Consider the following 23,507-nt stretch of genomic DNA (forward strand, 5'->3'; position numbering starts at 1 on the left):
GTGCTGTTAGTATAATAGCTCCATTGTCCTTATTTGCTAAACAAAGGAGATTTAACATGAAAAACTTTAAAGAAAGTGTAGTTTATCAAATATACCCTAAATCATTTAATGACTCAAATGGAGATGGAATTGGAGATATAAACGGAGTAATAGAAAAATTAGATTATTTGAAAGAATTAGGTGTAGATTATATATGGTTAACTCCAGTTTATGTATCTCCACAAAAGGATAATGGATATGATATAGAAGATTATTATAATATAGACCCAAGAATGGGAACTATGGAGGATTTTGATAACTTAGTTAAAGAAGCTAAAAAGAGAAATATAGAAATAATGCTAGATATGGTATTTAATCATACATCAACTGAACATAATTGGTTTAAAAAAGCTATGGAAGGTGATGAAAAATATAAGAATTTCTATATATTTAAAGAAGGTAATGGCAGTGAACCTCCAACAAATTGGATTTCTAAATTTGGTGGAAGTGCATGGAAATATGTAGAGAAATTTAATGAATACTATTTACATTTGTTTGATATAACTCAAGGTGATTTAAATTGGGATAACGAAGAAGTAAGAAATGAAATATTTAAAGTAGTTAATTTCTGGATTGAAAAAGGGATAAAAGGATTTAGATTAGATGTTATAAATCTTATATCTAAGCCAGAAAACTTTGAAGATGATTACGTTGGAGATGGAAGAAAATTTTATACAGATGGGCCAAATATTCATAAGTATTTAAAAGAGCTTAATAAAAATACTTTTGGTAAATATGAAGACATCATAACAGTGGGAGAAATGTCATCAACTTCAGTAGAAAACTGTATAAGGTATTCTAATCCAGATGAAAAAGAACTTTCTATGGTATTTAATTTCCATCACTTAAAGGTTGATTATGAAAATGGAGACAAATGGACTTTAATGGATTTTGACTTTAAGATGCTTAAGGATATATTTAAGAAGTGGCAAGAAGAAATGCAAGAGGGTAATGGATGGAGTGCAGTATTCTGGTGCAATCATGATCAGCCAAGAATAGTATCAAGACTTGGAGATGATAAAGAATATCATAAAGAAAGCGCTAAGATGCTTGCAACTACAGTACACATGATGAGGGGGACTCCATATATTTATCAAGGTGAAGAATTCGGAATGACCAATCCATATTTTGACACTATAGAAGAATATAGAGATGTAGAGTCTATAAATTATTATAATATTTTAAAAGAAAAGGGAGAAAATGAAGATAAGATTTTAGAAATATTGAAGTCTAAATCAAGAGATAATTCAAGAACACCAGTACAATGGAATGATGATTTAAATGCAGGGTTTTCTAAAGGTACACCTTGGATCCCAGTAGCTAAAAATTATAAAAGTATAAATGCTAAAAATGCTTTAGAAGATAAGGATTCAGTATTTTATCATTATAAAAAGCTTATATCATTAAGAAAAAAATATGATGTTATTTCAAAAGGTAGTATTAAAATGATACTAGAGGATAGTGATACAGTATTAGCTTACACAAGAAAATATGAAAATAAAATATTAGTGGTTTTAAATAATTTTTATCCAAAAGAAACTATAGTAAATCTTCCAAAAGATTTATTAAAGGAAAGTAAAAAATCAACAGTACTTTTGTCTAACTATGAGAACTCTAAAGAACTTTCAGAAGAAATATTACTTAGACCTTATGAATCTATAGCATATTATATTGAGAATTAGATGGAATATATGATAAAATAACTATGGTGATAAAATGGATAGAAAGTATTTAAATATATATAATATCATAGTTAATAAGATAGAAAATAAGGAATATGAACCTAATGATAAATTACCATCTGAAAAGGAATTAATGGATGAGTATAATGTATCAAGAGATACTGTAAGAAAGTCTTTAAATATGTTAGAGCAAAATGGCTATATCCAAAAAAATAAGGGGAAAGGCTCCTTTGTTTTGGATATTAATAAGTTTAACTTTCCTGTATCAGGTGTAGTAAGTTTTAAAGAGCTTTCAAGTAAATTGGGAAGAAGAATAGAGACTATAGTAGAAAGATTTGAATGCATTAATCCTAATAAAAACATACTAACAAGTCTAGAACTAAATAGTGAAGATAAGGTTTGGGATATAATAAGATCCAGATCAATAGATGGTGAAAAAGTAATATTAGATAAGGATTATATTGCTCAGAAGTTTGTTGAAAATCTTACAGAAGAAATATGTAGAGATTCTTTATATGAGTATTTTGAAAATGTATTAGGATTAAGAATTGCATATGCAAAAAAAGAAATAACAGTTCAAAATGTAACGGAAGAAGACAAAAAATATCTAGATATGAAGGGTTTTGAAATGATAGTTGTAGTTAAAAGCTATACTTATTTAGATGACACAAGTCTTTTTCAATATACGGAGTCAAGACATAGACCAGATAAGTTTGTTTTTGTAGATTTTGCAAGAAGACATTAATTATAGTATTAGAGAGAGTTTATTATATTTTAAGAAATTAATTTAGAGTATTAACAAAATTAAATTGTTAATACTCTTTTTTGTATATTTAAAAAATCACATAAGAATAAAAATTTAATATATTGGTATAAAATTAGTAAATTAAGGTGATTAAATGAGTTTTGGTAAATTACAATTTATTTTATTTGTTGGTGAAGAATCTTTACCTGTAACTGATGCAGAAATAATTATAATTAACACAGATACAGCCGAGTTAGTTAGCAATAAGGTTGTAAAGGTTGATAATGATGGAAAAACTAAACCAATAAGTTTATATACTTATGATAAATATCTTTCAGAAGAACCAGATGTGGCAATTAAACCATATAAAACCTATGATGCAATTATTTTAAGTAATAAATTTCAAAACAAATATATAAAGGGAATACCTATATTTAGTGGTGTAACATCAATTCAAAAGGTTCAAATGACACCAAAAGTTAGGGGAGAAAGCTCTATAGATGTTATAGATATTCCACCTAATGCTTTGACTTTACCACCTAGCTTGTTAAAAAAAGAAAAGGATTTTGAGAATTTGAAGAGTGATGCTTCTTCAAAATTACTAAAGGATGTAGTTATTCCTGAATATATTACAGTTCATTTAGGAACGCCTACATCATATGCTGAGAATGTGACGGTTCCATTTACTGATTATATAAAGAATGTTGCATCAAGTGAAATATATCCTACATGGCCGAAAGAGGCTTTAAAAAGTAATATATATGCTGAAATATCTTTTACATTAAATAGAATTTATACTGAATGGTATAGAAGTAGAGGATATGATTTTGACATAACAAACTCAACAGCATATGATCATTATTTTGTAAATGGAAGAAATTATTTTGATACAATAAGTGATGTTGTGGATGAGATATTTAATGAGTATATAAGTAGAAAAGGTTTTAAGGAGCCTTTACTTGCTCAATATTGCAATGGAACAACTGTTACTTGTGATGGATTATCACAATGGGGGACAGTGACTTATGCTAATAATGGTGATTCTGCATATCAAATATTAAAAAAATATTATGGAGATAATATTGAAATAAGAACTGCTGATTACGTTGAAGGGGCTATTGAGTCTTATCCTGGAAAAGCATTGAAGTTAGGGGATAAGGGTGAGGATGTTAAAATAATACAACAACAATTAAATAGAATAAGAAAGAATTATCCTGGAATTCCAGAGATAACAAATGAAAATGGAGAATTTAATGAAGCAACTAAAAATGCTGTTAAGACATTTCAAAAGATATTTAATTTAACACCAGATGGAATTGTTGGAAAGAAAACATGGTATAAAATATCTCAAATATATGTAGGAGTAAAAAAGTTAGCAGAACTTAATTCTGAAGGAGAAAAATTACCATTACCAGATAAAGTACCAACTAATATTTTGAGGTTAGGCGATAAAGGTGAAGAAGTAAAAAATGCTCAATTCCTATTAAAGGCTATAGGAACTTTTTATGATAATATTCTTCCAATAGAAGTAACAGGAGAATTTGATAAGAATATGGAGGAAGTTGTTAAGTCGTTTCAAAGTGAGTTTGGCCTAGATGATGATGGAATTATAGGACCAAAGACTTGGAGTAAACTAATAGAAGTTTATAAAATTATAGAACCATATATATTAACTGGTTCAGGAGAATTTATTAAATATCCAGGATACTTAATAAAGAAGGGAAAAAGAGGAGAGGATGTAAGGTTAATTCAAGAATGGTTAAATGAAATACACAAAAAGTATCAGTTTATTCCAGAGGTAAGTGTTGATGGTATATTTGGAGAGAAAACTAAAGAAGCTATAATGATCTTTCAAAGATGGCAAGGTCTTATAGCAGATGGAATAGTAGGACCATTAACGTGGGACAAATTATATGAAATTTATAGAGAGGTAATTAAGGAGAATTTTAGCTAATTAATGAAATTTATAAAGAATTAGAAGTATATAAAGAAATTACGAGTTAATATAAAAATTAAAAATAAAGTGTCTAAATATCAAATAGCATTATAATTTTAAATATATATTAACTGGGCTATTTAAATAACCCAGTTAATATATATTATATTTTTTTCATAAACTTTAAATCGAATTCTTCTGAACTAAGAGGTTTACTATAATAATAACCTTGTCCATAATCACATCCCATACGTTTCACTAATATTTCATCTTCTTTACTTTCGATACCCTCAACAACAGTAGAGATTTTTAAGTCTTTAGCCAAATTAACAATATTTTTAAAGGTAAACTCAAGTTTTGTTCTCTTATTAGGAGATTTTTCATTAAGAAAACTACGATCAAATTTAATTTCGTCTATATCAATACTTGTTAGAGTATTTAATGAAGAGTAACCACTTCCAAAGTCATCCATAGATATTTTAAGGCCATTAGAACGTAATTGTTTTATTGTTTTATTAAATTCATCTAAATTCTCAATAGCCATACCTTCAAGAACTTCTAAAGTAATTAAGTTTCTTGGTATATTATATTTGGATATTATTTTCATGATATTATCTACATAATCTGTTCTATAAAATAGAAGTTTACTTTGATTTACTGATATTGTTATTGGTTGAATATTCGAATCTATCCAGTAACGAATTTTTTCACATACCTTTTCAAACATGTACAAATCTAGTTGAATACAAAAACCGTTATTCTCAAATAGAGAAATGAACTTATCAGGAAAGATTATAGTTCTATCATTAGTTATCCATCTAACTAAAGCTTCTGCTCCTAAAACATTACCTGTTTTTAAATCAGTTTTAGGTTGTAAAAATAATTTGAACTCATTATTTTTTAAAGCATTTTCCATAGTACTTTCTATTAAGTTATTGAAGTTTTCAGTTTCGTGCATTTTTTTATCGTAAAAATTTATTATATTTACATAACGTTTTTTTATATGTTTTTGAACAAAGTCCGCATTACTGATCAAATTAGTTAGCAAATCTTTATTTATATCTATGAAAGAAGAGTTTAAATCATTTATAGCTACTGCAGAGTATAAAGTAAGTGGATATTTTATATTTATATCGGAAATTGAATTGCAAATATTATTCATTATATTAGTTAAACGTCTTTTAATATTAGCTTTATCAATATCATTAATTAATAAGTAAAATTGATCGGAATTATAACGACAATAAACTTCTTTGACATTTATACTTGATTCTAAAACCTTAGAGATTTTCATTAATAATAAATCTGAATTATGACGTCCTATTATTTCATTTATGTATTGAAAATTTCTAATGTTTAGTGTAGCTATACTATATTTTTTATCTTTTAATAATAATTTAGAACATTCGTATTTAAATTTTTTAAAGTTGTAACATCCCACCGTTTCATCATAACAGACTAATTTTATTAAATCATTATTATATATTAATAAGCTTTTATATAAGAATAAAATTAAAAAAATTATTATTATAGTAACAATTAACAATGTAACAATAATAGTTTGTATTAAGGAGTAAACAGGACTTTTAAAGTTATTATATTTATCAACATAAATTAAATTCCAATTATTCAAATTAAGAGGCTCTATATATAAAGGATAGCTATTACCTTCATAATTGATTTCAGATTTATATGATTCTCTTTCTTTAATTTTTTTTTGTATATTTAACTTTTCATTATCTGATATATAAGAATCAGAATATATAGATTGAATTTTTTCTTCTATGAGACTGTGCTTTGACCAAGTAATAAACTCACCTTTACTATTAATCCAATCAATGTCAAGGACATAATTAGAAAGAGTTTTTTGATTTAATATATTTTGAAATATATCTAGTTTTTTAGAACCAGTTAGACAACCAATTATGTTACCATTATTATCATATATAGGAATTGCGTAAATTATAATATTTATACCTAAGTCACTATCATAAAAAACTTCAGAAATTGAATTTTCACCTTTCAAAGCTTTTTCTATAACTAATTTTGATTCAGGATTCAAATCATTTATATCTAAATTGGTTTCAATTGTTTGAGGAAAAGTTAAATGAGTATTAGATCCATCAATAGAAAAATAGCAAATTCTTTCAAATTCATTTTGTGTATTTTTATAATAGCTTCCATCTTGTAAAGTAGCAAAGTTGAGTAAATTATTATTATCTATAAATGAACTTAATGCTCTTAAGGATTGAAAGTCTGAGTTAAACTGATTTTTTAAGTTTATTTTATATTCATTTATTAAAGCTTTTAAATTTATATAAAATGATTTAGTATTAGCTTTTTGAAGTGCCAATATCTCGATAAAAGAAAAAATTATTAGTAGCAAACTTATAGTGATCGTTATAATTGTTCTTCTAAAAAGATTTTTTTGAACAATATTTTCATTTAAATATTTTTGCATAATTAACTCCTTTAATAAAATTACCCTAAAGAAAAAATGATAATTTATAAATTAAAGAAAAAAATAATCCCAAATCATAACAAATATTTAATAGAATTATAACACAAATTGTTCTCGAATTAAAGTTTAAGTCTATAATTGAATGAGAGAATTTATAAAATAAATATAAACTTTAAGGTATCATAGATAATATTTAATAGATAGTGAGTGAAAATATATTCAAAAGATGATAAAATATATTCATAATAAATATATAATAAAATAGATAAAGGGTGTTTGAAATGAATAAACAAAAGGTTTTATTAGAAAACGTATTATTAGAAGATGGTTTTATATATGACAAAAATATTGTCATAGGCACAAAGACTAAAAGTAAAGATATATTAATATGTAATGAAAAAATTGAAGGAATATATGAAAAAAATACTTTTAAAGAAAAAATTGAAAAGATAGATATGAAGGGTATGCTAGCTGTGCCATCATTTAAGGACAGGCATATACATCTTGATAAAGGCTATTATGGTGGTAAATGGAGTGCTTGTACACCGTTTACTAGTGTATTTGATAGAATAAAAGAAGAGGAAGAATTTTTACCTAATTTTTTAGATGATACAGAAGTTAAGGCAAAAAGATTATTAGATTTACTTATAGAAAATGGAGTAACTGAAACTAGAGTTCAATGCAATGTTGATCCTATAATAGGACTGGGAAATATGGAGAGAGTAATTAGAGCTTTAGAGGATTATAAAGATAAGGTTAATTATGAAATGGTAGCCTTTCCACAGCATGGTCTTTTAAGAAGTAATAGTATAAGTTATATGAAAGATGCTATGAGAAATGGAGCTAATATAGTAGGTGGATTAGATCCAGCAACTATAGATGATAATATAAATAAATCTATAGATGAAATGATGAATATTGCTGTAGAGTTTAATTCAGATATAGATATACATTTGCATGAAAGAGGAACATTAGGAGCTTATGTTATAAAAAGACTTTTAAAAGTTGTAGAAGAAGCAAAGTGGCAAAATAGAGTTACTATAAGTCATGGTTATTGTCTAGGAGACTTAGAACAGAATGATTTAGCTGATATATGCGAATCTATGAAAGAATTAGGTGTAGAGTTATCTACAACATCACCTATAGATGTAGCTTGCCCACCAGTTCCTTTTATAAGTGATTATGGAGTTAAAGTTAATATAATAAATGATAATATTAATGATCATTGGAGTCCTTTTGGTAGTGGTGACTTATTACAAAGGTTAAGTAGAATGTGTGAGAAATTTGGAGTAATAGAAGAGTATAATTTAAATAAATATCTAAAATTAATAACAAATGGGGTATCAATTTTAGATAAAGATGGTAAGGTATTATGGCCTAAAGCTGATGATAAAGCAGACATAGTATTTTGTGATGCATCTTGTTCAGCAGAAGCAATAGCAAGGATATCAAAAAGAAATGCACTTATGAAAGATGGTAGATTTATATTTAAAAACATATAGTTAAAATAGTGGTTGATTTAATCTAATAACAGGATTAAATCAACCTTTCATTTTAGAAAATTATTTTTTAGTATAATATTATATAGAAAGATTATTTTTTTTATAAAATAAAATGATAATTTTGATATTTAAATTATGGAATACTATATTGAGTATTTGATAAGTATATGTAATATGAAATTATCAATAAATTTAAGAGGAGAAGTGATATCATGATAAAATGGGGAATTATAGCACCTGGGAATATAGCAAATGAATTCGCATTAGAAGTTAAAAATACTAATGATGGAATTCTTACAGCAGTGTTTGGAAGAAATGAAAATAAGGTAAAGGAGTTTGCCAAATTACATAATATTGAAAGATACTATAGTAATGTGGATGATTTTTTAAAGGATGATAATATAGATGCAGTATATATAGCTACTCCACATAATTATCATATGGAATATGCTAAAAAATGTATAGAAGCAAAGAAACATATCTTATGTGAGAAGCCTTTTTCTTACAATTTTAAAACTAGTGAAGAGGTTTTAAAATTAGCAAAGGAAAATAATATTTTTATAATGGAAGCACTTTGGACTTTATTTTTACCAGCTGTAAATCAAGCAAAAAGATGGATTGAAGAAGATAAAATAGGAAAAATAAAATTAATTACGGCTAACTTTGGATTTAAAAGTGAAAAAGATTCAAATTCTAGGTTATATAATCCAAATTTAGCTGGAGGAGCTTTATTAGATGTAGGAATTTACCCTATATTATTTTCTAACTATGTAAAAGATAGTTTCCCTACAGAAATAAAAGCAAGTGCTGAATTTACAAATACAAATGTAGATGAAAGTGATATTATTAATTTAAAATATGATGATGGAACTTTGGCATCATTAACTTGTTCAATTTCTTCTGATACTGATAATACAGCTATTATCTATGGAGAAAAAGGGAAGATAGTTGTACCTAAGTTTTGGAGTGCAAAAGAGTGCTACTTATATTTAGAGGATAGCGTAGAAAAATATCTTGATGATTATAAAGAATCTGGCTACAAATATGAAATAGATGAAGTTAATGATTGTATAAAAAATAAATTAATAGAAAGTGAAGTAGCAACTCACAATGTAACACTAAAGTTAGCTGAAATTATGGATAAGATAAGAAAAGAGATAGGCTTAATATATCCATTTGAATAAACAAATAACATTAATTTATCAAAAATATATGATAAAATATAGTGAGTATAAGTAACAGTAGGAGGAAGATATAATGATAAAACTTATTGCATCGGATATGGATGGTACTTTATTAAATAGTAACCATGATATAGACAAGGAAACTGTTGAGGCAATTAGAAAGGCAGAGGAAGCAGGAATAATATTTGCAATATCAACAGGTAGAGAGTATGAAAGTGTTAAGGAAGTATTGGATAGACATAACATTAAGGCTCAATGCGTACTATCTAATGGAGCTGAATATAGAGATGAAGAAGGTAAAATTTTAGATATAATAAATATTAAAGAAGAAAGTGCTAGAAAGATTATAAATATTTTAGATGAAAATAAACTTTCTGCACGTATATTCACAAATAAAGGTATTTTTACTACTTCAACTAGAGAAGAGGCTTTAAAAGAGATTATATATAGAACTATGAGCTTTAATCCAGGAATAAGTGAAGATGAAGCTAGAGAGATTTCTGAAAACTTAGGTTTCTTTACAGTACTACAATACATTGAAGATATTAATAAATTTTTTGAGGAAGGTATAGAGGTAAGAAAGTTTGTAGCATTTCATAATAATATAGATCTTATAAACAATATGAAAAAAGTAATAAGTGAAATAGAAGGTTTAGCTATATCATCTTCTTTTAGTGATAATATAGAAATAACTGATATTAATGCACAAAAAGGAATAATACTAGAAAAAGTAGCTACTAAAATGAATATTGCTAGAGAAGAAGTTATGATATTAGGGGATAGCTTTAATGATTATTCTATGTTTGAAATATTTGAAGAAACTGTAGCTATGAAAAATGCTATACCAGAAGTAAAGGCAATAGCTAAGTATGTAACTGACACTAATGATAATTTAGGAGTTGCAAAGGCTATTTATAATGTCTTAAACAATGAAATGGACAGAATGCTAAAATAATGAAAATAGGGCTTAATTATTGAATTTATCCTCCATATATAATATAAATAGTAATAGATTTAGTTATAAATGGAGGATTATATGCAGCATAATTTAAAGAATATAAAAACAGTAATATTTGATATGGATGGAGTATTGTTTGATACAGAAAAAGTTTATTTAGATGTTTGGACAAGGGTCTGCGAAAAATATGGTTACAAAATGACTAAGGAAATTTATTCTAAGGTAATTGCTACCGGTAGAGAAAATGTAAAGAGAGTATTCAAAGAAGAGTTTGGAGAGAATATTCCTATTGAAGAAATGTATATAGAAAAAGATAAAGAGTTAAAAATAGAGCTAGATAAAAATATTCCTGTAAAAGATGGTGCTTATGAATTAATTACATATCTAAAAAATGAAAATTATAATTTAGCTTTAGCTACTTCTGCATCCAAAGAAAGAATGCAAAAGCAGTTAAATAAAAGTAATTTTAAAAATATGTTTGATGAACTAGTTTGTAGAGATGAAGTTAAAGAAACAAAGCCTAATCCAGAAATATTTTTAAAGGCGGCTGATAAACTTGGAGTAGAGCCTAAAGAATGTATTGTAATAGAAGATTCTTTAGCTGGAATAAAAGCAGCTTATAAGGGAAATATGATTCCTATTCATGTTATTGATTTAAAAGAGGCTGATAAAGAAATAAAAAAGTATTGCTATAAAAGTTTTAAAAGTTTAAGTGAAATAAAAAAAGAAATATTTCAATGATTAAATATTAATATTTTTATAAGAGGTGTGGTATGACCGAAAAGGAAAGAATGTTATCTGAAAAATTGTATATTGCTAATGATTCAGAACTTAAAGCTGATGCAAAAAAATCAAGAATGTTAACTAGGTTATTTAATAATACTACTGAAGAGCAACAAAAATATAGAGTAGAATTACTAAAAGAATTGTTTGAGAAAACAGGAGAAAGTATATATATTGAACCACCATTTAGATGTGATTATGGTTCTAATATTTCTGTTGGAAATAATTTTTACGCTAATTTTGATTGTGTAATTTTAGATGTATGTAAAGTAGAAATTGGAGAAAATGTAATGTTTGCACCAAAAGTATGTATTTATACAGCTGGTCATCCTATTGATGCAGAGATTAGAAATTCAGGGTTAGAGTTTGGAAAAAGTGTTAAGATAGGTAATAATGTTTGGATAGGGGGAAGCGCTGTAATAAATCCTGGGGTAACTATTGGAGATAATGTAGTTATAGGCTCTGGTTCTGTAGTAACTAAAGATATTCCTGATAATGTTATAGCTGTAGGTAATCCTTGTAGAGTTTTAAGGGAAATTACTGAAGAAGATAAAATTTATTGGGAAAAACAAAAAGAGGAATATTATAGTACTTTATAATGAAATGGGCTGCTATAAACAGCCCATTTTATTATGTTTTAAAATAAGTTTTTTTACTGTTGGAATATCAGCAGGAGCCCAGTTTAAACTTTCTATGTATTCTATTGGAAGCCATAATAATTTAGCATGTTCTTTAGCTACAGGTTGTCCTTTTACTAAAGTGCATTTAGCTACCATTAGATTAAGTATGTATTCATCATATTCATATGTAGTTGCACTAAAAAGCGAATTAAATTGTATAGTACAGTTTAATTCTTCAAATATTTCTCTAATAATAGCTTTTTCTGGTGTTTCACCTTCTTCTAATTTTCCACCAGGAAATTCCCAAAATCCAGAGAGATTCATATCTTTTGAACGTAAGGCACACAATATTTCTGAATTATTATTTTGAATAATTGCTCCTACAACTTTTATAATTTTTTTCAATTTTAATTCACCTCTAAATTTAATACTATCATATAAATATCGTATTTAATATATTAAAATTTAGATGTTAAAAATAAGATTTTATTTTAAGAAAAAATAAATCTTTTTTCATAAATTTATGTTATATTTAAATATTGCAGAATGATTTAAATATAATATAAATTAGCTTTAATGAGTTCAGCATTAATTATTAATTTGTAATTATCAAAAATTAACTCTTAATTGATAGTTGGTAATTGAAAAAGGAGGTACTATGAAATTAGTTATTTATCAAACAAGTGATTTGCATGGATATGTGTATCCTACTAATTATGTTACAAAGCAGTCTCTTGGAATATTAAAAATAGGAAGCTATATTATAAAAGATGAAAAAAATTATGATGCAGCTTTAAAGATAGATTGTGGTGATTTAGTTCAAGGTTCTGCTTTAACTCACTATTTGTCTAAGCAAAGTATGGATACAAATCCTATTGTAGAGTTATTAAAAGACCTTGGATATGATGGATATGTATTAGGAAATCATGAATTTAATTATGGATTAGATTATTTAAATACTGCCTATAATGATATTTCTGATAAGGTTATAAATGCGAATATTACTGGATTACCTTTTAATAGTAATCCTTATAAGATTTTTAATATCAATGGTTTTAAAATCGGATGTATTGGTTTTACAACTTCTTTTATTCCTAATTGGGAGCAAGAAAAAAATATAAAAGGTCTAGAATTTTTAGATCCAGTAGAGATGTATGGAAAGTATGAAAAAGAACTAAAAGAGCAAAGTGATATGATAATAGTATGTTATCATGGAGGATTTGAAAAAAGTATTGATGGTAATAATATGCCAACTGAAAAATTAACAAAAGAAAATCAAGCAAGTGAATTGTTAGAAAAGTATGATTCTATAGATATAGTGCTAAGTGGGCATCAACATAGATCTTTTATAACAAAATTAAATGGAATTATTTGTGCTCAACCTATGCATAATGGACAAAATTTTACTAAGATTGTTATTGATACAGAAACAAAGGAAGCTACTTATGAGTTAGTTGATGTATCAAAGCTAGATAATGAAATAAATAGTAACTTAGAAAATAGATTTACTAAGATTAATGAAGAATTAGAAGAATATTTAGATAAGGAAATAGGTCATTTTAAAAACGATATAATTTTAGATGATATCTTTATTGCAAGACTTAAAGGTCATCCATTTATAAACTTTTTACATGAAGTTCAATTAGAGGTTTCTAATGCTGATTTTTCTGCTTTATCATTATTTGATACAGCAATTGGCTTTAAAAAGAATGTTTCTATTAGAGATGTTTTAATTAACTATCCTTACCCTAATACTCTAAAGGTACTTAAGGTTACAGGTAGTAAAATAAAAGAAGCTATTGAAAAGAGTGCAACATATTTTGTATTAGAAAATAATGAAGTCAAAATAAATGAAGAATTTTTAGTTCCAAAGGTTCAAAATTATAATTATGATACATTTTCAGGTTTAACTTATGAAATAGATTTAACTAAAGATTTTGGAAATAGAGTAACCTCAATGAAAAAAGATGGTGAAGATATAGATTTAAATAAGTATTATACTATAGTTTTAAATAATTATAGAGCAAGTAACACAGCTATATATCCAGCTTATAAAAATGCAGAAGTAGTAAAAGAAATAAATATGGATATGAGTGAACTTATAATAAATTATTTCCAAAGACACAAAGAAGTAGACATTCCAGATGGAAGTTGTTATGAAATTAAATACTAATTAGGTTTTAAAGCGTTAGGTTAATTCCTAACGTTTTTTATTAATTTATGCAAAAATTTAAAAATTTAAATTAAATTGTAGAACAATAAAGAAAAATGTGGTATTATTATTCGTGTAAAAAACAAATAAATCGTATATATCAGCAAAATGGGCTGAAGTTTCTACCTCCTACCGTATATTTAGGAGACTACGAGGTTAATATTTCCGAACAAAATTTAGTGTTATTAAATTAACATTTATTTTTGCTTTAGAAAACATCCTTGTAAGAGGATGTTTTTATTCTTTAGGGAATTGTTTTATTAACTTTATTATTTGTAATAATATATAAATGCAAATGAAGGTTGGAGGAGATATATGAGGTTACTTAGGGGGATTTAAACGTGAAGACAGGTAGTATTTATCAACTAGATGGAAGGGTATCTTTAAAACAAGCAATTCCATTAGGAATGCAGCATGTATTATCAATGTTTGTTGGGAATGTATCACCACTTATTATTGTTTGTGGATTATTACAAATGCCAGCAGAACAAAAAACTATGTTAATACAAAATGCAATGTTTATAGCAGGAATAGTAACTTTAATTCAACTGTATCCAATATGGAAAGTTGGAGCTGGACTTCCAATAGTAATGGGGACAAGTTCTGGATTTGTGCCAACTGTACAAGCAACAGCAGTTACTTTTGGATATTCATCTGTTATGGGAGCATCTTTAATAGGAGCATTATTAGAAATTATATTAGGATTTTTTATAAAACCATTAAAAAAGTATTTTCCGCCAGTAGTTACAGGGGTAGTTGTTATTTCTATAGGCCTTTCACTTATTCCAACAGGAATAAAATTCTTTGCAGGTGGAGTTGGAGCGAAAGACTTTGGTTCACCAAGTAATTTATTTTTAGGATTTTTAGTAATGGCAATTATTATATTTTTGATGCAATTTACAAAAGGTTTTGCAAAGACATCTGCAATATTAATTGGAATTATAGTTGGTTATATAGTAGCAATTTTTATGGGAAAAGTAGATTTTTCTGGAGTAGCAACAGCTGGATGGATAAGTGTTCCAAGACCTTTTGTGTTTGGATTTGATTTTAAAATAGAAGTTATAATACCTATGGTAATTATGTACATAGCAACAGCAGTAGAAACTATAGGAGATGTGTCAGGAATAACAGTTGGTGGTCTTGATAGAGATGCAACAGATAGAGAATTATCAGGTGCAGTTTTAGCAGATGGAGTTGGTTCTTTTATAGCAGCATGTTTTGGAATTCTACCAAACACATCTTTTAGCCAAAATGTTGGTTTAGTAGCGATGACAAAGGTAGTTAATAAGTTTGCTATTATGACTGGAGCAATATTTTTAATATTATCAGGTTTTATACCAAAGCTTGGAGCTATTGTTTCAGCAGTTCCACAATCAGTTTTAGGGGGAGCATCGATAATAATGTTTTCAATGATTGCGGTTAGTGGAATGCAATTAGTATTTAAACAAAATATGAATGGAAGAAATTCAATTATAATAGCAGTTGCTTTAGGATTAGGCTTTGGACTGGGATCAGTTCCAGATGCACTACAACATTTACCAAATTGGATTAAGCTTATATTTTCTCAAAGTGGAATAGTAGTTTCATTTATAGTAGCAGCAGTTATGAATTTTATATTACCAAAAGAAAAATTAGAAGAAAGCATAAAATTTTCAATAGATAAAGAAGAACTAGTAAGTTAATATACAATTATTTATTAATGTGGGGAGGAATAAATTTGTTTACAATGAGGGAATATGTTCTAGCGGAAAGTTTAGAACAAGCCTATGGATTATTAACAAAGGGAAAATCAAATTGCATTTTAGGTGGATTGCTTTGGATGAAAATGGGGAACAAAGCAATTGGAACAGGGATAGATCTATCTAATTTAGGATTAAATAAGATAGAAGAAAATGAAGAAGAATTTAAAATTGGTTGTATGACAACTCTTAGAGATATAGAAATTAATAAAAGTTTAAATAAATATTTTAATAATATACTTAAGGAATCAGTTGAGAATATAGTTGGAGTTCAGTTTAGAAATTCAGCTACTATTGGTGGAAGTATATATTCAAGATTTGGTTTCTCAGATATTTTAACAGCACTTTTAGCATTGGATACTAAGGTAGAAATGTATAACGGTGGAATAATTTCATTAGAAGATTTCTGCAATATGCCATATGAGAAGGATATCCTAGTTAATATAATTATAAAGAAAAATAATTGTAAAGCAGCATATTTAACTCATAGAAAATCGAAAACTGATTTCCCTGTATTAGCAGTTGCTGTTAGTAAATGTGAGAATGAATGGAAAATAGCTGTAGGAGGAAGACCTATAAAAGCTGAACTTGCATATAAGGCTCAAAGTACGTTATCCAATAATCCTACAAATGAAGAAATTCAAAAAGCTTTAGACTTAGTAGTTAAAGAATTGGTTTATGGGACAAATATGAGAGGAACAAAGGAATATAGAGAAATACTTGCAAAGGTATTAGTAAAAAGATGTATAGAAAAGATAATTGGAGGAACATCATATGCAAATTAAGATATGGATAAACTCAAAATTATATACTGATGATATTGAGGCAGACATGCTTTTAATAGATTATGTAAGATCTAAAGGATATTTAAGTGTTAAAAGAGGTTGTGAAACATCTAATTGTGGATTATGTACAGTTTGGTTAGATGGCACTCCAGTATTATCTTGTTCAACTTTAGCAGTAAGAGCTAATTGTAAGAAAGTTACTACTTTAGAAGGTTTAGAGGAAGAAGTTTTAGAGTTTGGAAGATTCATGGCGAGTGAAGGATCTGAACAATGTGGTTTTTGTAGTCCAGGATTTATAATGAATGTTATAGCAATGAAAAGAGAACTTGAAAATCCTACTGAAGAAGAAATAAAAAATTATCTATCTGGTAACTTATGTAGATGCACAGGTTATATGGGACAATTAAGAGCAATAAAAAAATACTTATCTATGGATAAGGAGGTATAATTTTATGAAGATAGTAAATAAGGGAATAGCAAAAGTAGATGCTATGGCCTTAGTAACAGGTAAGCCAGTTTATACTGAAGATTTAGCTCCTAAAGAATGTCTAGTAGTTAAAGTACTTAGAAGTCCACATGCTCATGCTAAAATTTTAGAAATAAATAAAGACGTGGCTATGAAGGTTCCGGGAATTGAATGTATTTTAACATATGAAGATGCGCCTAAATCTAGATTTACTATGGCTGGTCAATCTTATCCAGAACCAAGTCCTTATGATAGATTAATATTAGATAATGTAGTTAGATATGTAGGTGATCCTGTAGCAATAGTTGCAGGTGAAAATGAAAAGGCTGTTAAAAAGGCTATGAAACTTATTAAAGTAAAATATGAAAAACTTGATGCAATATTAAACTTTGAAGAGGCTATAGATAATAAAGTTATTATACATAATGAGGAAGATTATCATGTTAATTTTCCAATAGGAAATGAAGTTAAAAGAAATATATGTGCTTCAGATACTTTTGAAAATGGAGATGTAGAAAAGGAATTTAAAAATTGTGATGTAGTTATAGAAGAAACTTATCATACAAAGGCTAATGCACAAGCAATGATGGAGACTTTTAGAACCTTTACTCATTTAGATGTCTATGGAAGATTAAATATAGTAAGTGCAACACAAATTCCATTCCATGTTAGAAGAATACTTGCAAATGCATTAGATATTCCTAAATCAAAGGTGAGAGTAATTAAGCCAAGAATAGGTGGGGGCTTTGGAGCTAAACAAACTGTTGTTAGTGAAATATTCCCAGCTTTAGTTACTATGAAAACAGGAAAACCAGCTCTTATGATATTTGATAGAGAAGAAACTTTTAGAGCTTCTACATCAAGACATGAAATGAAAATAAAGGTTAAATTAGGTGCAGATAAAAATGGAATTATTAAGGCTATAGATATGTATACTTTATCTAATACAGGGGCTTATGGTGAACATGGTCCTACAACAGTAGGTCTTTCAGGACATAAAAGTATGCCTTTATATAATAGAGCAAAGGCTATTAGATTTAAATACGATGTTGTTTATTCAAATACAATGTCTGCTGGAGCATTTAGAGGTTATGGAGCTACGCAAGGGTGTTTTGCTTTAGAGTCAGCAGTTAATGAATTAGCAGCAAGATTAAAAATGGATCCAACAGTAATAAGAGCTATTAATATGGTTAAAGTTGGAGAAGTTATGCCAGCTTATTATGATGAACTTTTAAGAAGCTGTGCATTAGATAAATGTCTTGAAAAAGGTAAGAAATTAATTGGATGGGATGAAAAATATCCATGTAAAGATATGGGCAATGGTAAGGTACGTTCAGTTGGTGTTGCCATGACAATGCAAGGATCTGGAATATCTAATGTAGATATAGCATCAGTTGAAGTAAAATTAAATGATGATGGGTTCTATACATTAAATATAGGAGCAGCAGATATGGGAACAGGGTGTGATACTATATTATCTCAAATGCTTGCAGAAAGTTTAGAATGTGAAATGAGTGATATAGTTGTAAATGGTGTAGACACTGATCAATCACCATATGATACAGGTTCTTATGCTTCAAGTACCACTTATGTAACTGGTATGGCACTTCTTAAAACTTGTGATAAAATAAGAGAACAAATTATTCAAGAAGGAGCAAAAGCTTTAGATTTATCAATAGAGGAAGTGGATTTTGATGGTAAAAAAGTATTTGCATTAGATGGTAGTAATGAAATAAGTAGAAGAGACTTAGCTTATAAAATTGCAGGTGGAAGTGGAAGATGTATATCAGCACTTGAATCACATTCAAGTCCATATTCACCACCACCATTTATGGTTGGACTTGTTGAAATAGAATTAGACAAGGAAACGGGGAATATAGAAATTATTAATTATGTGGGTGTAGTAGACTGTGGTACAGTAATTAATCCAGCTCTTGCTAAAATACAGGCAGAAGGTGGAATAGCACAAGGGATAGGAATGGCATTATATGAAGATATAACATATGATGCAAATGGTAAAATGAGAAATAGTTCATTTATGCAATATAAGATTCCAACAAGATTAGATGTAGGAACAATAACTGTAGACTTTGAAAGTAGTTATGAAGAAACAGGTCCTTTTGGAGCAAAATCCATAGGAGAAGTTGTAATTAATACACCATCTCCAGCACTAGCTAATGCAGTGTATAATGCTTCAGGAGTAAATATTAGAACACTTCCAATTACAGCAGAAAAAATAGCTTTAGCAATGTTAAAAAAAGATATTTAATAATTAAGTAATTACAATAAAGTTCAATAATGTTATCTCTGTAGATAATGTTATTGAACTTTTGTTTATTTATTAATATTAGTGGCTTTATATAATAAATATAATACTAAGCAAATCAATTATCTTTGTAGGGATATAATAGTAAATACTAAGAAGTATTCAATAAATATTAAAATAATAAAAACAAAAATAAATTATAAATTATGTTTAAAGGAATTATTTCTAAAAAAACTCAAATAATAAAATTGTAAGGGAATAATTATTATAGGAAAGATAATAAAAAAAGAAAATATTTGGTGGACTCTTAGTATGATAAATAATGTTTAAAATAAATTGTAAGGAGGAGAGAATTTGTTTGTGAAAAATAAGAAAGTATTAATATGTACATTATGTTTAATTATTATTTGTATTGGTGGATTAATAATAATTAATAATAGTAATAAGGATGCAGAAGTATCAGTGCAAGTAGAAAATATTAATAATATTATTCCTAAACCTTTATCATATGAGGAAAAAGAAGGTAAGTTTATAGTTAATAAAGATACTACTGTATTTATAAAAGGAAATAATGAAGCTGAAACAGAAGAGATAAATAAAATAGCAGAATATTTAAAGGAAAAATTGAAACCATCTACAGGATATAACTTTACTATAAATAAAAATGAAAATCCAACTCAAAATTATATTTATTTAAGCACGTTAGAAGGAAAAGAAGAATTAGGTAATGAGGGGTATGAAATAAATATAACTAATGAAGGGATTAAAGTTATAGCTTATAAACCAGAAGGGCTATTTAGAGGAATTCAAACTATTAGGCAGTTATTACCACCGCAAATTGAACAGTTATCTTTGGTTAGTGACGTGGAATGGAGTATTCCTATATCAAGAGTTTATGATAAGCCAGAGTATAGTTATAGAGGTATAATGATTGATGTAGCTAGGCATTTCTTTACTGAAGAAGAAATAAAAAAGCAAATAGATTATGCAGCTCAATATAAAATTAATAAAGTTCATTTACACCTTTCAGATGATCAAGGATGGCGTATTGAAATTAAAGCATATCCAGATTTAACTCTTATAGGTGGAAGTACTGAAGTTGATGGAGGACCTGGAGGTTATTATACTCAAGAGCAATTTAAAAGTATAGTGAACTATGCAACAGATAGATATATAGAAGTTATTCCAGAAATAGATATGCCAGGGCATACAAATGCAGCATTAGCTTCTTATGGATTTTTAAATCCAGATGGAAAAAGAAAGCCTTTATATACTGGAATAAATGTAGGTTTTAGTACATTAATGACTGATAGCGAGAAAACCTATGAATTCATAGAAACTGTAGTAAAAGAGATTTCTGAAATTTCTCCTTCGAAATATTTTCATATGGGAGGAGATGAGGCGGATAGTACTAAAAAAGAGGATTATGATTATTTTGTAGGTAGAGTATCAAAGATAGTTGAAAAGTATGGTAAGACTCCTATAGGATGGGATCCTATAGATACTGCACCAGAAATTAATTCAAGTGTTATACTTCAAAATTGGAAAGATTCAAATGAAGCGGCCAGGAACAAGAATATGAAGATGATAATTTCTATTGCTAGTAAAGCATATTTAGATATGAAATACAATCCTAGCACTCCTTATGGATTAACATGGGCTGGCTTTATTCCAATAGAGACTGCATATAATTGGGATCCCACAGATTATGCACCAAAAGATTTAGTTTTAGGAATTGAAGCACCGCTATGGACAGAAACTATAAGTGATGTGGAAGAAATGGAATATATGATTTATCCAAGATTATTAGGCTATGCTGAAATTGGTTGGACACCTAAAATAGAAAGAAATTGGACTGAATATAAATTAAGATTAGAAAAACAGGGAAATAGAATGGAATATCAGGGAATAAATTATTATAAAGATAAAGAAATATGGAAAAATAATTAAAGAAAAACTGAGCATAATATACTTGTATTAATTTACGAAAGGAGATTTATAATGGAAAGAGTACATTACAAAATTGATGGAATAGCCAATGAGAATATGAAAACACAAGTCAAAAATTCACTAGAAAATATAGATGGAGTTAATCAAGTTTGTGTTGATATGGCAAGAGGAAGTGTTGAAGTAATATATAATGAACCTGCTACAGAAGTTAAAATAAAAACTTGCCTAAAAAATTCAGGACATGAAATTATATAAATAGTAAAAAAGTCTATGTAAAAATCATAGACTTTTTTATTTTTTTAATATATAAAAAATTTTTAAAATTCTAATGTTAAAATTTGATTAAAAATATTTAATGTTAAAATATAACATGTTAATATATATGTGACATATATATTAACACGCAATAATGCGAAAGGAGATATCTAATGACTATTTCTTTTTTTGATTTTTTAGGGCAATTATTTAACAATATACCATTATTAATAACAGTAATTTTAACATTAGGAGTAATCTTAGTAAACGGATGGACTGATGCACCTAATGCAATTGCTACATGTGTATCTACAAGAGCAATAGGACCAAAAGCAGCTATTTTAATGGCTACAATTTTTAATTTTTTAGGTGTATTTGTAATGACTATGATAAATGCAAATGTTGCACAAACCATATATAATATGGTTGATTTTAGGGGAGATCCACACTATGCTTTAATAGCCTTATGTGCTGCATTATTTGCTATAGTTGTTTGGGCTACAACTGCTTGGTATTTTGGAATTCCAACTAGTGAAAGCCATGCATTAATAGCTGGTATTTCAGGTGCTGCTATTGCACTTCAAGGTGGACTAAAAGGAATAAATGGGAATGAGTGGATGAAAGTAATATATGGATTGTTACTTTCTACGTTTTTAGGATTTTTTATGGGATGGATTATTGTTAAAATAATTGGTTTTATATTTAAGGGATTTGACCGTAGAAAAACTAGTGGATTTTTTAAATATTCTCAAATTGGAGGAGGAGCTGCTATGGCATTTATGCATGGAGCTCAAGATGGACAAAAATTTATGGGAGTATTTATGTTAGGTATTTTTCTAGCTAATGGAAGAGGAGATATTGAAAATTTCATTATACCAGTGTGGTTAATGGTACTTTGTTCATTAGTTATGGCTCTAGGAACATCTATAGGTGGATATAAGATAATAAAGGCTGTTGGAATGGATATGGTCAAGCTTGAGCAGTATCAAGGTTTTGCAGCTGATTTAGCTGGTGCTGGATGTCTATTATTATCTTCAGTAACAGGTATTCCAGTTAGTACAACCCATACAAAAACTACAGCAATAATGGGAGTAGGGGCTGCTAAAAGATTAAGTTCCGTTAATTGGGGTGTTGTTAAAGAAATGGTATGGACATGGGTTTTAACCTTTCCTGGATGTGGAATAATAGGATTTTTAATGGCAGAATTATTTATTTGGATATTTTAAAAACGAATATACAGGAGTGATATTTAGTGATAGGTAAAAAAGATAATAATTATTTTGAAATGTTAGCGGAATTAGTAGAGTATTCTTGTAATGCGGCAAGTCTGCTTAATAGCACATTAGTAAATTTTAATGCAAATGAAATAGAAGATAAAATAAAAGAAATGCACTCAATTGAACATAATGCAGATTTAAAAAAGCATGATATGATGAATAAATTAGCTAAAGAATTTATTACTCCAATTGAAAGAGGAGATATTATAGATTTAGCACATCAAATAGATAATGTTACAGATGCTATAGAAGATGTATTAACTAGAATATATATGTATAATATAGTTGAAATAAAAAATGAAGCATTAGAATTTTCTAATGTTATTATAAAAAATTGTAATGTATTAAAAGAAATATTGAAGGAATTCTATAACTTTAAAAAATCTTCAAAAATTCAAAAGCTAATCATAGATATTAATGATTTAGAAGAAGAGGGAGATAAATTATATATTAATGGGATGAGAAATCTTTACTTAAGTTCAAAGGATCCTATTGAATTAATGACTTGGACTGATACCTTTAAGTATTTTGAAAGATGTTGTGATGTTTGTGAAAATGTTGCAAATGTAGTTGAAAGTGTTGTAATGAAAAATTCATAATACATAAAGAGCTGTTAAACAAACAGCTCTTTTTATTATAATAAAATA

The 23,507-nt window shown here is 27.5% G+C and carries 19 protein-coding genes and 1 riboswitch; of the genes, 17 read left to right on the forward strand and 2 right to left on the reverse strand.

What is annotated here, in order from left to right; translation table 11 throughout:
- Window positions 1-56 precede the first annotated feature (56 nt).
- From treC to BN6774_RS06785, 3 genes are all read left to right on the forward strand, one after another.
- Window positions 57-1,721: an alpha,alpha-phosphotrehalase gene (gene treC, locus BN6774_RS06775; RefSeq protein ID WP_066891637.1), complete on the forward strand. Its 1,665-nt coding sequence runs from the start codon at window positions 57-59 to the stop codon at window positions 1,719-1,721.
- A gap of 34 nt (window positions 1,722-1,755) precedes the next feature.
- Window positions 1,756-2,466, forward strand: a complete 711-nt coding sequence (gene treR / locus BN6774_RS06780; protein WP_066891640.1) for a trehalose operon repressor — start codon at window positions 1,756-1,758, stop codon at window positions 2,464-2,466.
- 154 nt (window positions 2,467-2,620) lie between these two features.
- Window positions 2,621-4,420: a peptidoglycan-binding protein gene (locus BN6774_RS06785; protein ID WP_235829589.1), complete on the forward strand. Its 1,800-nt coding sequence runs from the start codon at window positions 2,621-2,623 to the stop codon at window positions 4,418-4,420.
- A gap of 145 nt (window positions 4,421-4,565) precedes the next feature.
- Here the strand turns inward: BN6774_RS06785 and BN6774_RS06790 are convergent, their stop codons facing one another.
- Window positions 4,566-6,863: an EAL domain-containing protein gene (locus tag BN6774_RS06790; RefSeq protein WP_066891643.1), complete on the reverse strand. Its 2,298-nt coding sequence runs from the start codon at window positions 6,861-6,863 to the stop codon at window positions 4,566-4,568.
- 281 nt (window positions 6,864-7,144) lie between these two features.
- On the opposite strand from BN6774_RS06790, the gene BN6774_RS06795 reads away from it, so the two are divergent.
- From BN6774_RS06795 to BN6774_RS06815, 5 genes are all read left to right on the forward strand, one after another.
- Window positions 7,145-8,365: an amidohydrolase gene (locus BN6774_RS06795; protein ID WP_066891646.1), complete on the forward strand. Its 1,221-nt coding sequence runs from the start codon at window positions 7,145-7,147 to the stop codon at window positions 8,363-8,365.
- A 212-nt stretch (window positions 8,366-8,577) separates the two neighbouring features.
- Entirely contained in the window at window positions 8,578-9,549 is a 972-nt protein-coding gene (locus BN6774_RS06800; RefSeq protein ID WP_066891649.1) for a Gfo/Idh/MocA family protein, read from the forward strand.
- A 73-nt stretch (window positions 9,550-9,622) separates the two neighbouring features.
- Window positions 9,623-10,504, forward strand: coding sequence for a Cof-type HAD-IIB family hydrolase (locus BN6774_RS06805; RefSeq protein WP_066891652.1), 882 nt, complete (start codon window positions 9,623-9,625; stop codon window positions 10,502-10,504).
- Window positions 10,505-10,585: 81 nt separating this feature from the next.
- Window positions 10,586-11,248: an HAD family hydrolase gene (locus tag BN6774_RS06810; RefSeq protein ID WP_066891655.1), complete on the forward strand. Its 663-nt coding sequence runs from the start codon at window positions 10,586-10,588 to the stop codon at window positions 11,246-11,248.
- A 32-nt stretch (window positions 11,249-11,280) separates the two neighbouring features.
- The gene (locus BN6774_RS06815) at window positions 11,281-11,889 is read left to right on the forward strand and encodes a sugar O-acetyltransferase (protein ID WP_066891658.1); all 609 of its coding nucleotides are present in this window, start codon (window positions 11,281-11,283) and stop codon (window positions 11,887-11,889) included.
- 12 nt (window positions 11,890-11,901) lie between these two features.
- Here the strand turns inward: BN6774_RS06815 and BN6774_RS06820 are convergent, their stop codons facing one another.
- The gene (locus tag BN6774_RS06820) at window positions 11,902-12,315 is read right to left on the reverse strand and encodes a (deoxy)nucleoside triphosphate pyrophosphohydrolase (RefSeq protein WP_066891662.1); all 414 of its coding nucleotides are present in this window, start codon (window positions 12,313-12,315) and stop codon (window positions 11,902-11,904) included.
- A gap of 253 nt (window positions 12,316-12,568) precedes the next feature.
- Between BN6774_RS06820 and BN6774_RS06825 the strand changes: the two genes are divergently transcribed.
- The 9 genes from BN6774_RS06825 to BN6774_RS06865 all read left to right on the forward strand — a co-directional run bounded on the left by BN6774_RS06825 (window position 12,569) and on the right by BN6774_RS06865 (window position 23,459).
- Window positions 12,569-14,083: a bifunctional metallophosphatase/5'-nucleotidase gene (locus BN6774_RS06825; protein ID WP_066891665.1), complete on the forward strand. Its 1,515-nt coding sequence runs from the start codon at window positions 12,569-12,571 to the stop codon at window positions 14,081-14,083.
- A 110-nt stretch (window positions 14,084-14,193) separates the two neighbouring features.
- Window positions 14,194-14,293: riboswitch (purine riboswitch) on the forward strand.
- Window positions 14,294-14,463: 170 nt separating this feature from the next.
- Window positions 14,464-15,804: a uracil-xanthine permease family protein gene (locus tag BN6774_RS06830; protein WP_066891668.1), complete on the forward strand. Its 1,341-nt coding sequence runs from the start codon at window positions 14,464-14,466 to the stop codon at window positions 15,802-15,804.
- A 44-nt stretch (window positions 15,805-15,848) separates the two neighbouring features.
- Window positions 15,849-16,646 (forward strand): FAD binding domain-containing protein, encoded by a 798-nt coding sequence (locus BN6774_RS06835; RefSeq protein WP_353960927.1) that lies wholly within the window; start codon window positions 15,849-15,851, stop codon window positions 16,644-16,646.
- Window positions 16,636-17,094 (forward strand): (2Fe-2S)-binding protein, encoded by a 459-nt coding sequence (locus tag BN6774_RS06840; RefSeq protein WP_066891674.1) that lies wholly within the window; start codon window positions 16,636-16,638, stop codon window positions 17,092-17,094. Before BN6774_RS06835 ends, BN6774_RS06840 begins: the two co-directional genes overlap by 11 nt.
- A gap of 4 nt (window positions 17,095-17,098) precedes the next feature.
- A complete protein-coding gene (locus tag BN6774_RS06845; protein ID WP_066891678.1) occupies window positions 17,099-19,381 on the forward strand; it encodes a xanthine dehydrogenase family protein molybdopterin-binding subunit in 2,283 nt (760 codons plus the stop codon).
- Window positions 19,382-19,738: 357 nt separating this feature from the next.
- Entirely contained in the window at window positions 19,739-21,328 is a 1,590-nt protein-coding gene (locus tag BN6774_RS06850; protein WP_066896495.1) for a family 20 glycosylhydrolase, read from the forward strand.
- Window positions 21,329-21,379: 51 nt separating this feature from the next.
- Complete coding sequence (locus BN6774_RS06855) at window positions 21,380-21,583, forward strand: heavy-metal-associated domain-containing protein (RefSeq protein ID WP_066891680.1); 204 nt, start codon at window positions 21,380-21,382, stop codon at window positions 21,581-21,583.
- A gap of 173 nt (window positions 21,584-21,756) precedes the next feature.
- Window positions 21,757-22,809, forward strand: a complete 1,053-nt coding sequence (locus tag BN6774_RS06860) for an inorganic phosphate transporter (protein ID WP_066891683.1) — start codon at window positions 21,757-21,759, stop codon at window positions 22,807-22,809.
- A gap of 26 nt (window positions 22,810-22,835) precedes the next feature.
- Window positions 22,836-23,459 carry a DUF47 domain-containing protein gene (locus BN6774_RS06865; protein WP_106404264.1) on the forward strand — a complete coding sequence of 208 codons (624 nt, stop codon included), beginning with the start codon at window positions 22,836-22,838 and terminating at the stop codon, window positions 23,457-23,459.
- The last annotated feature ends 48 nt before the right edge of the window (window positions 23,460-23,507 follow it).

The organism is Clostridium nigeriense (assembly GCF_900086595.1).
Lineage (GTDB): Bacteria > Bacillota > Clostridia > Clostridiales > Clostridiaceae > Clostridium > Clostridium nigeriense.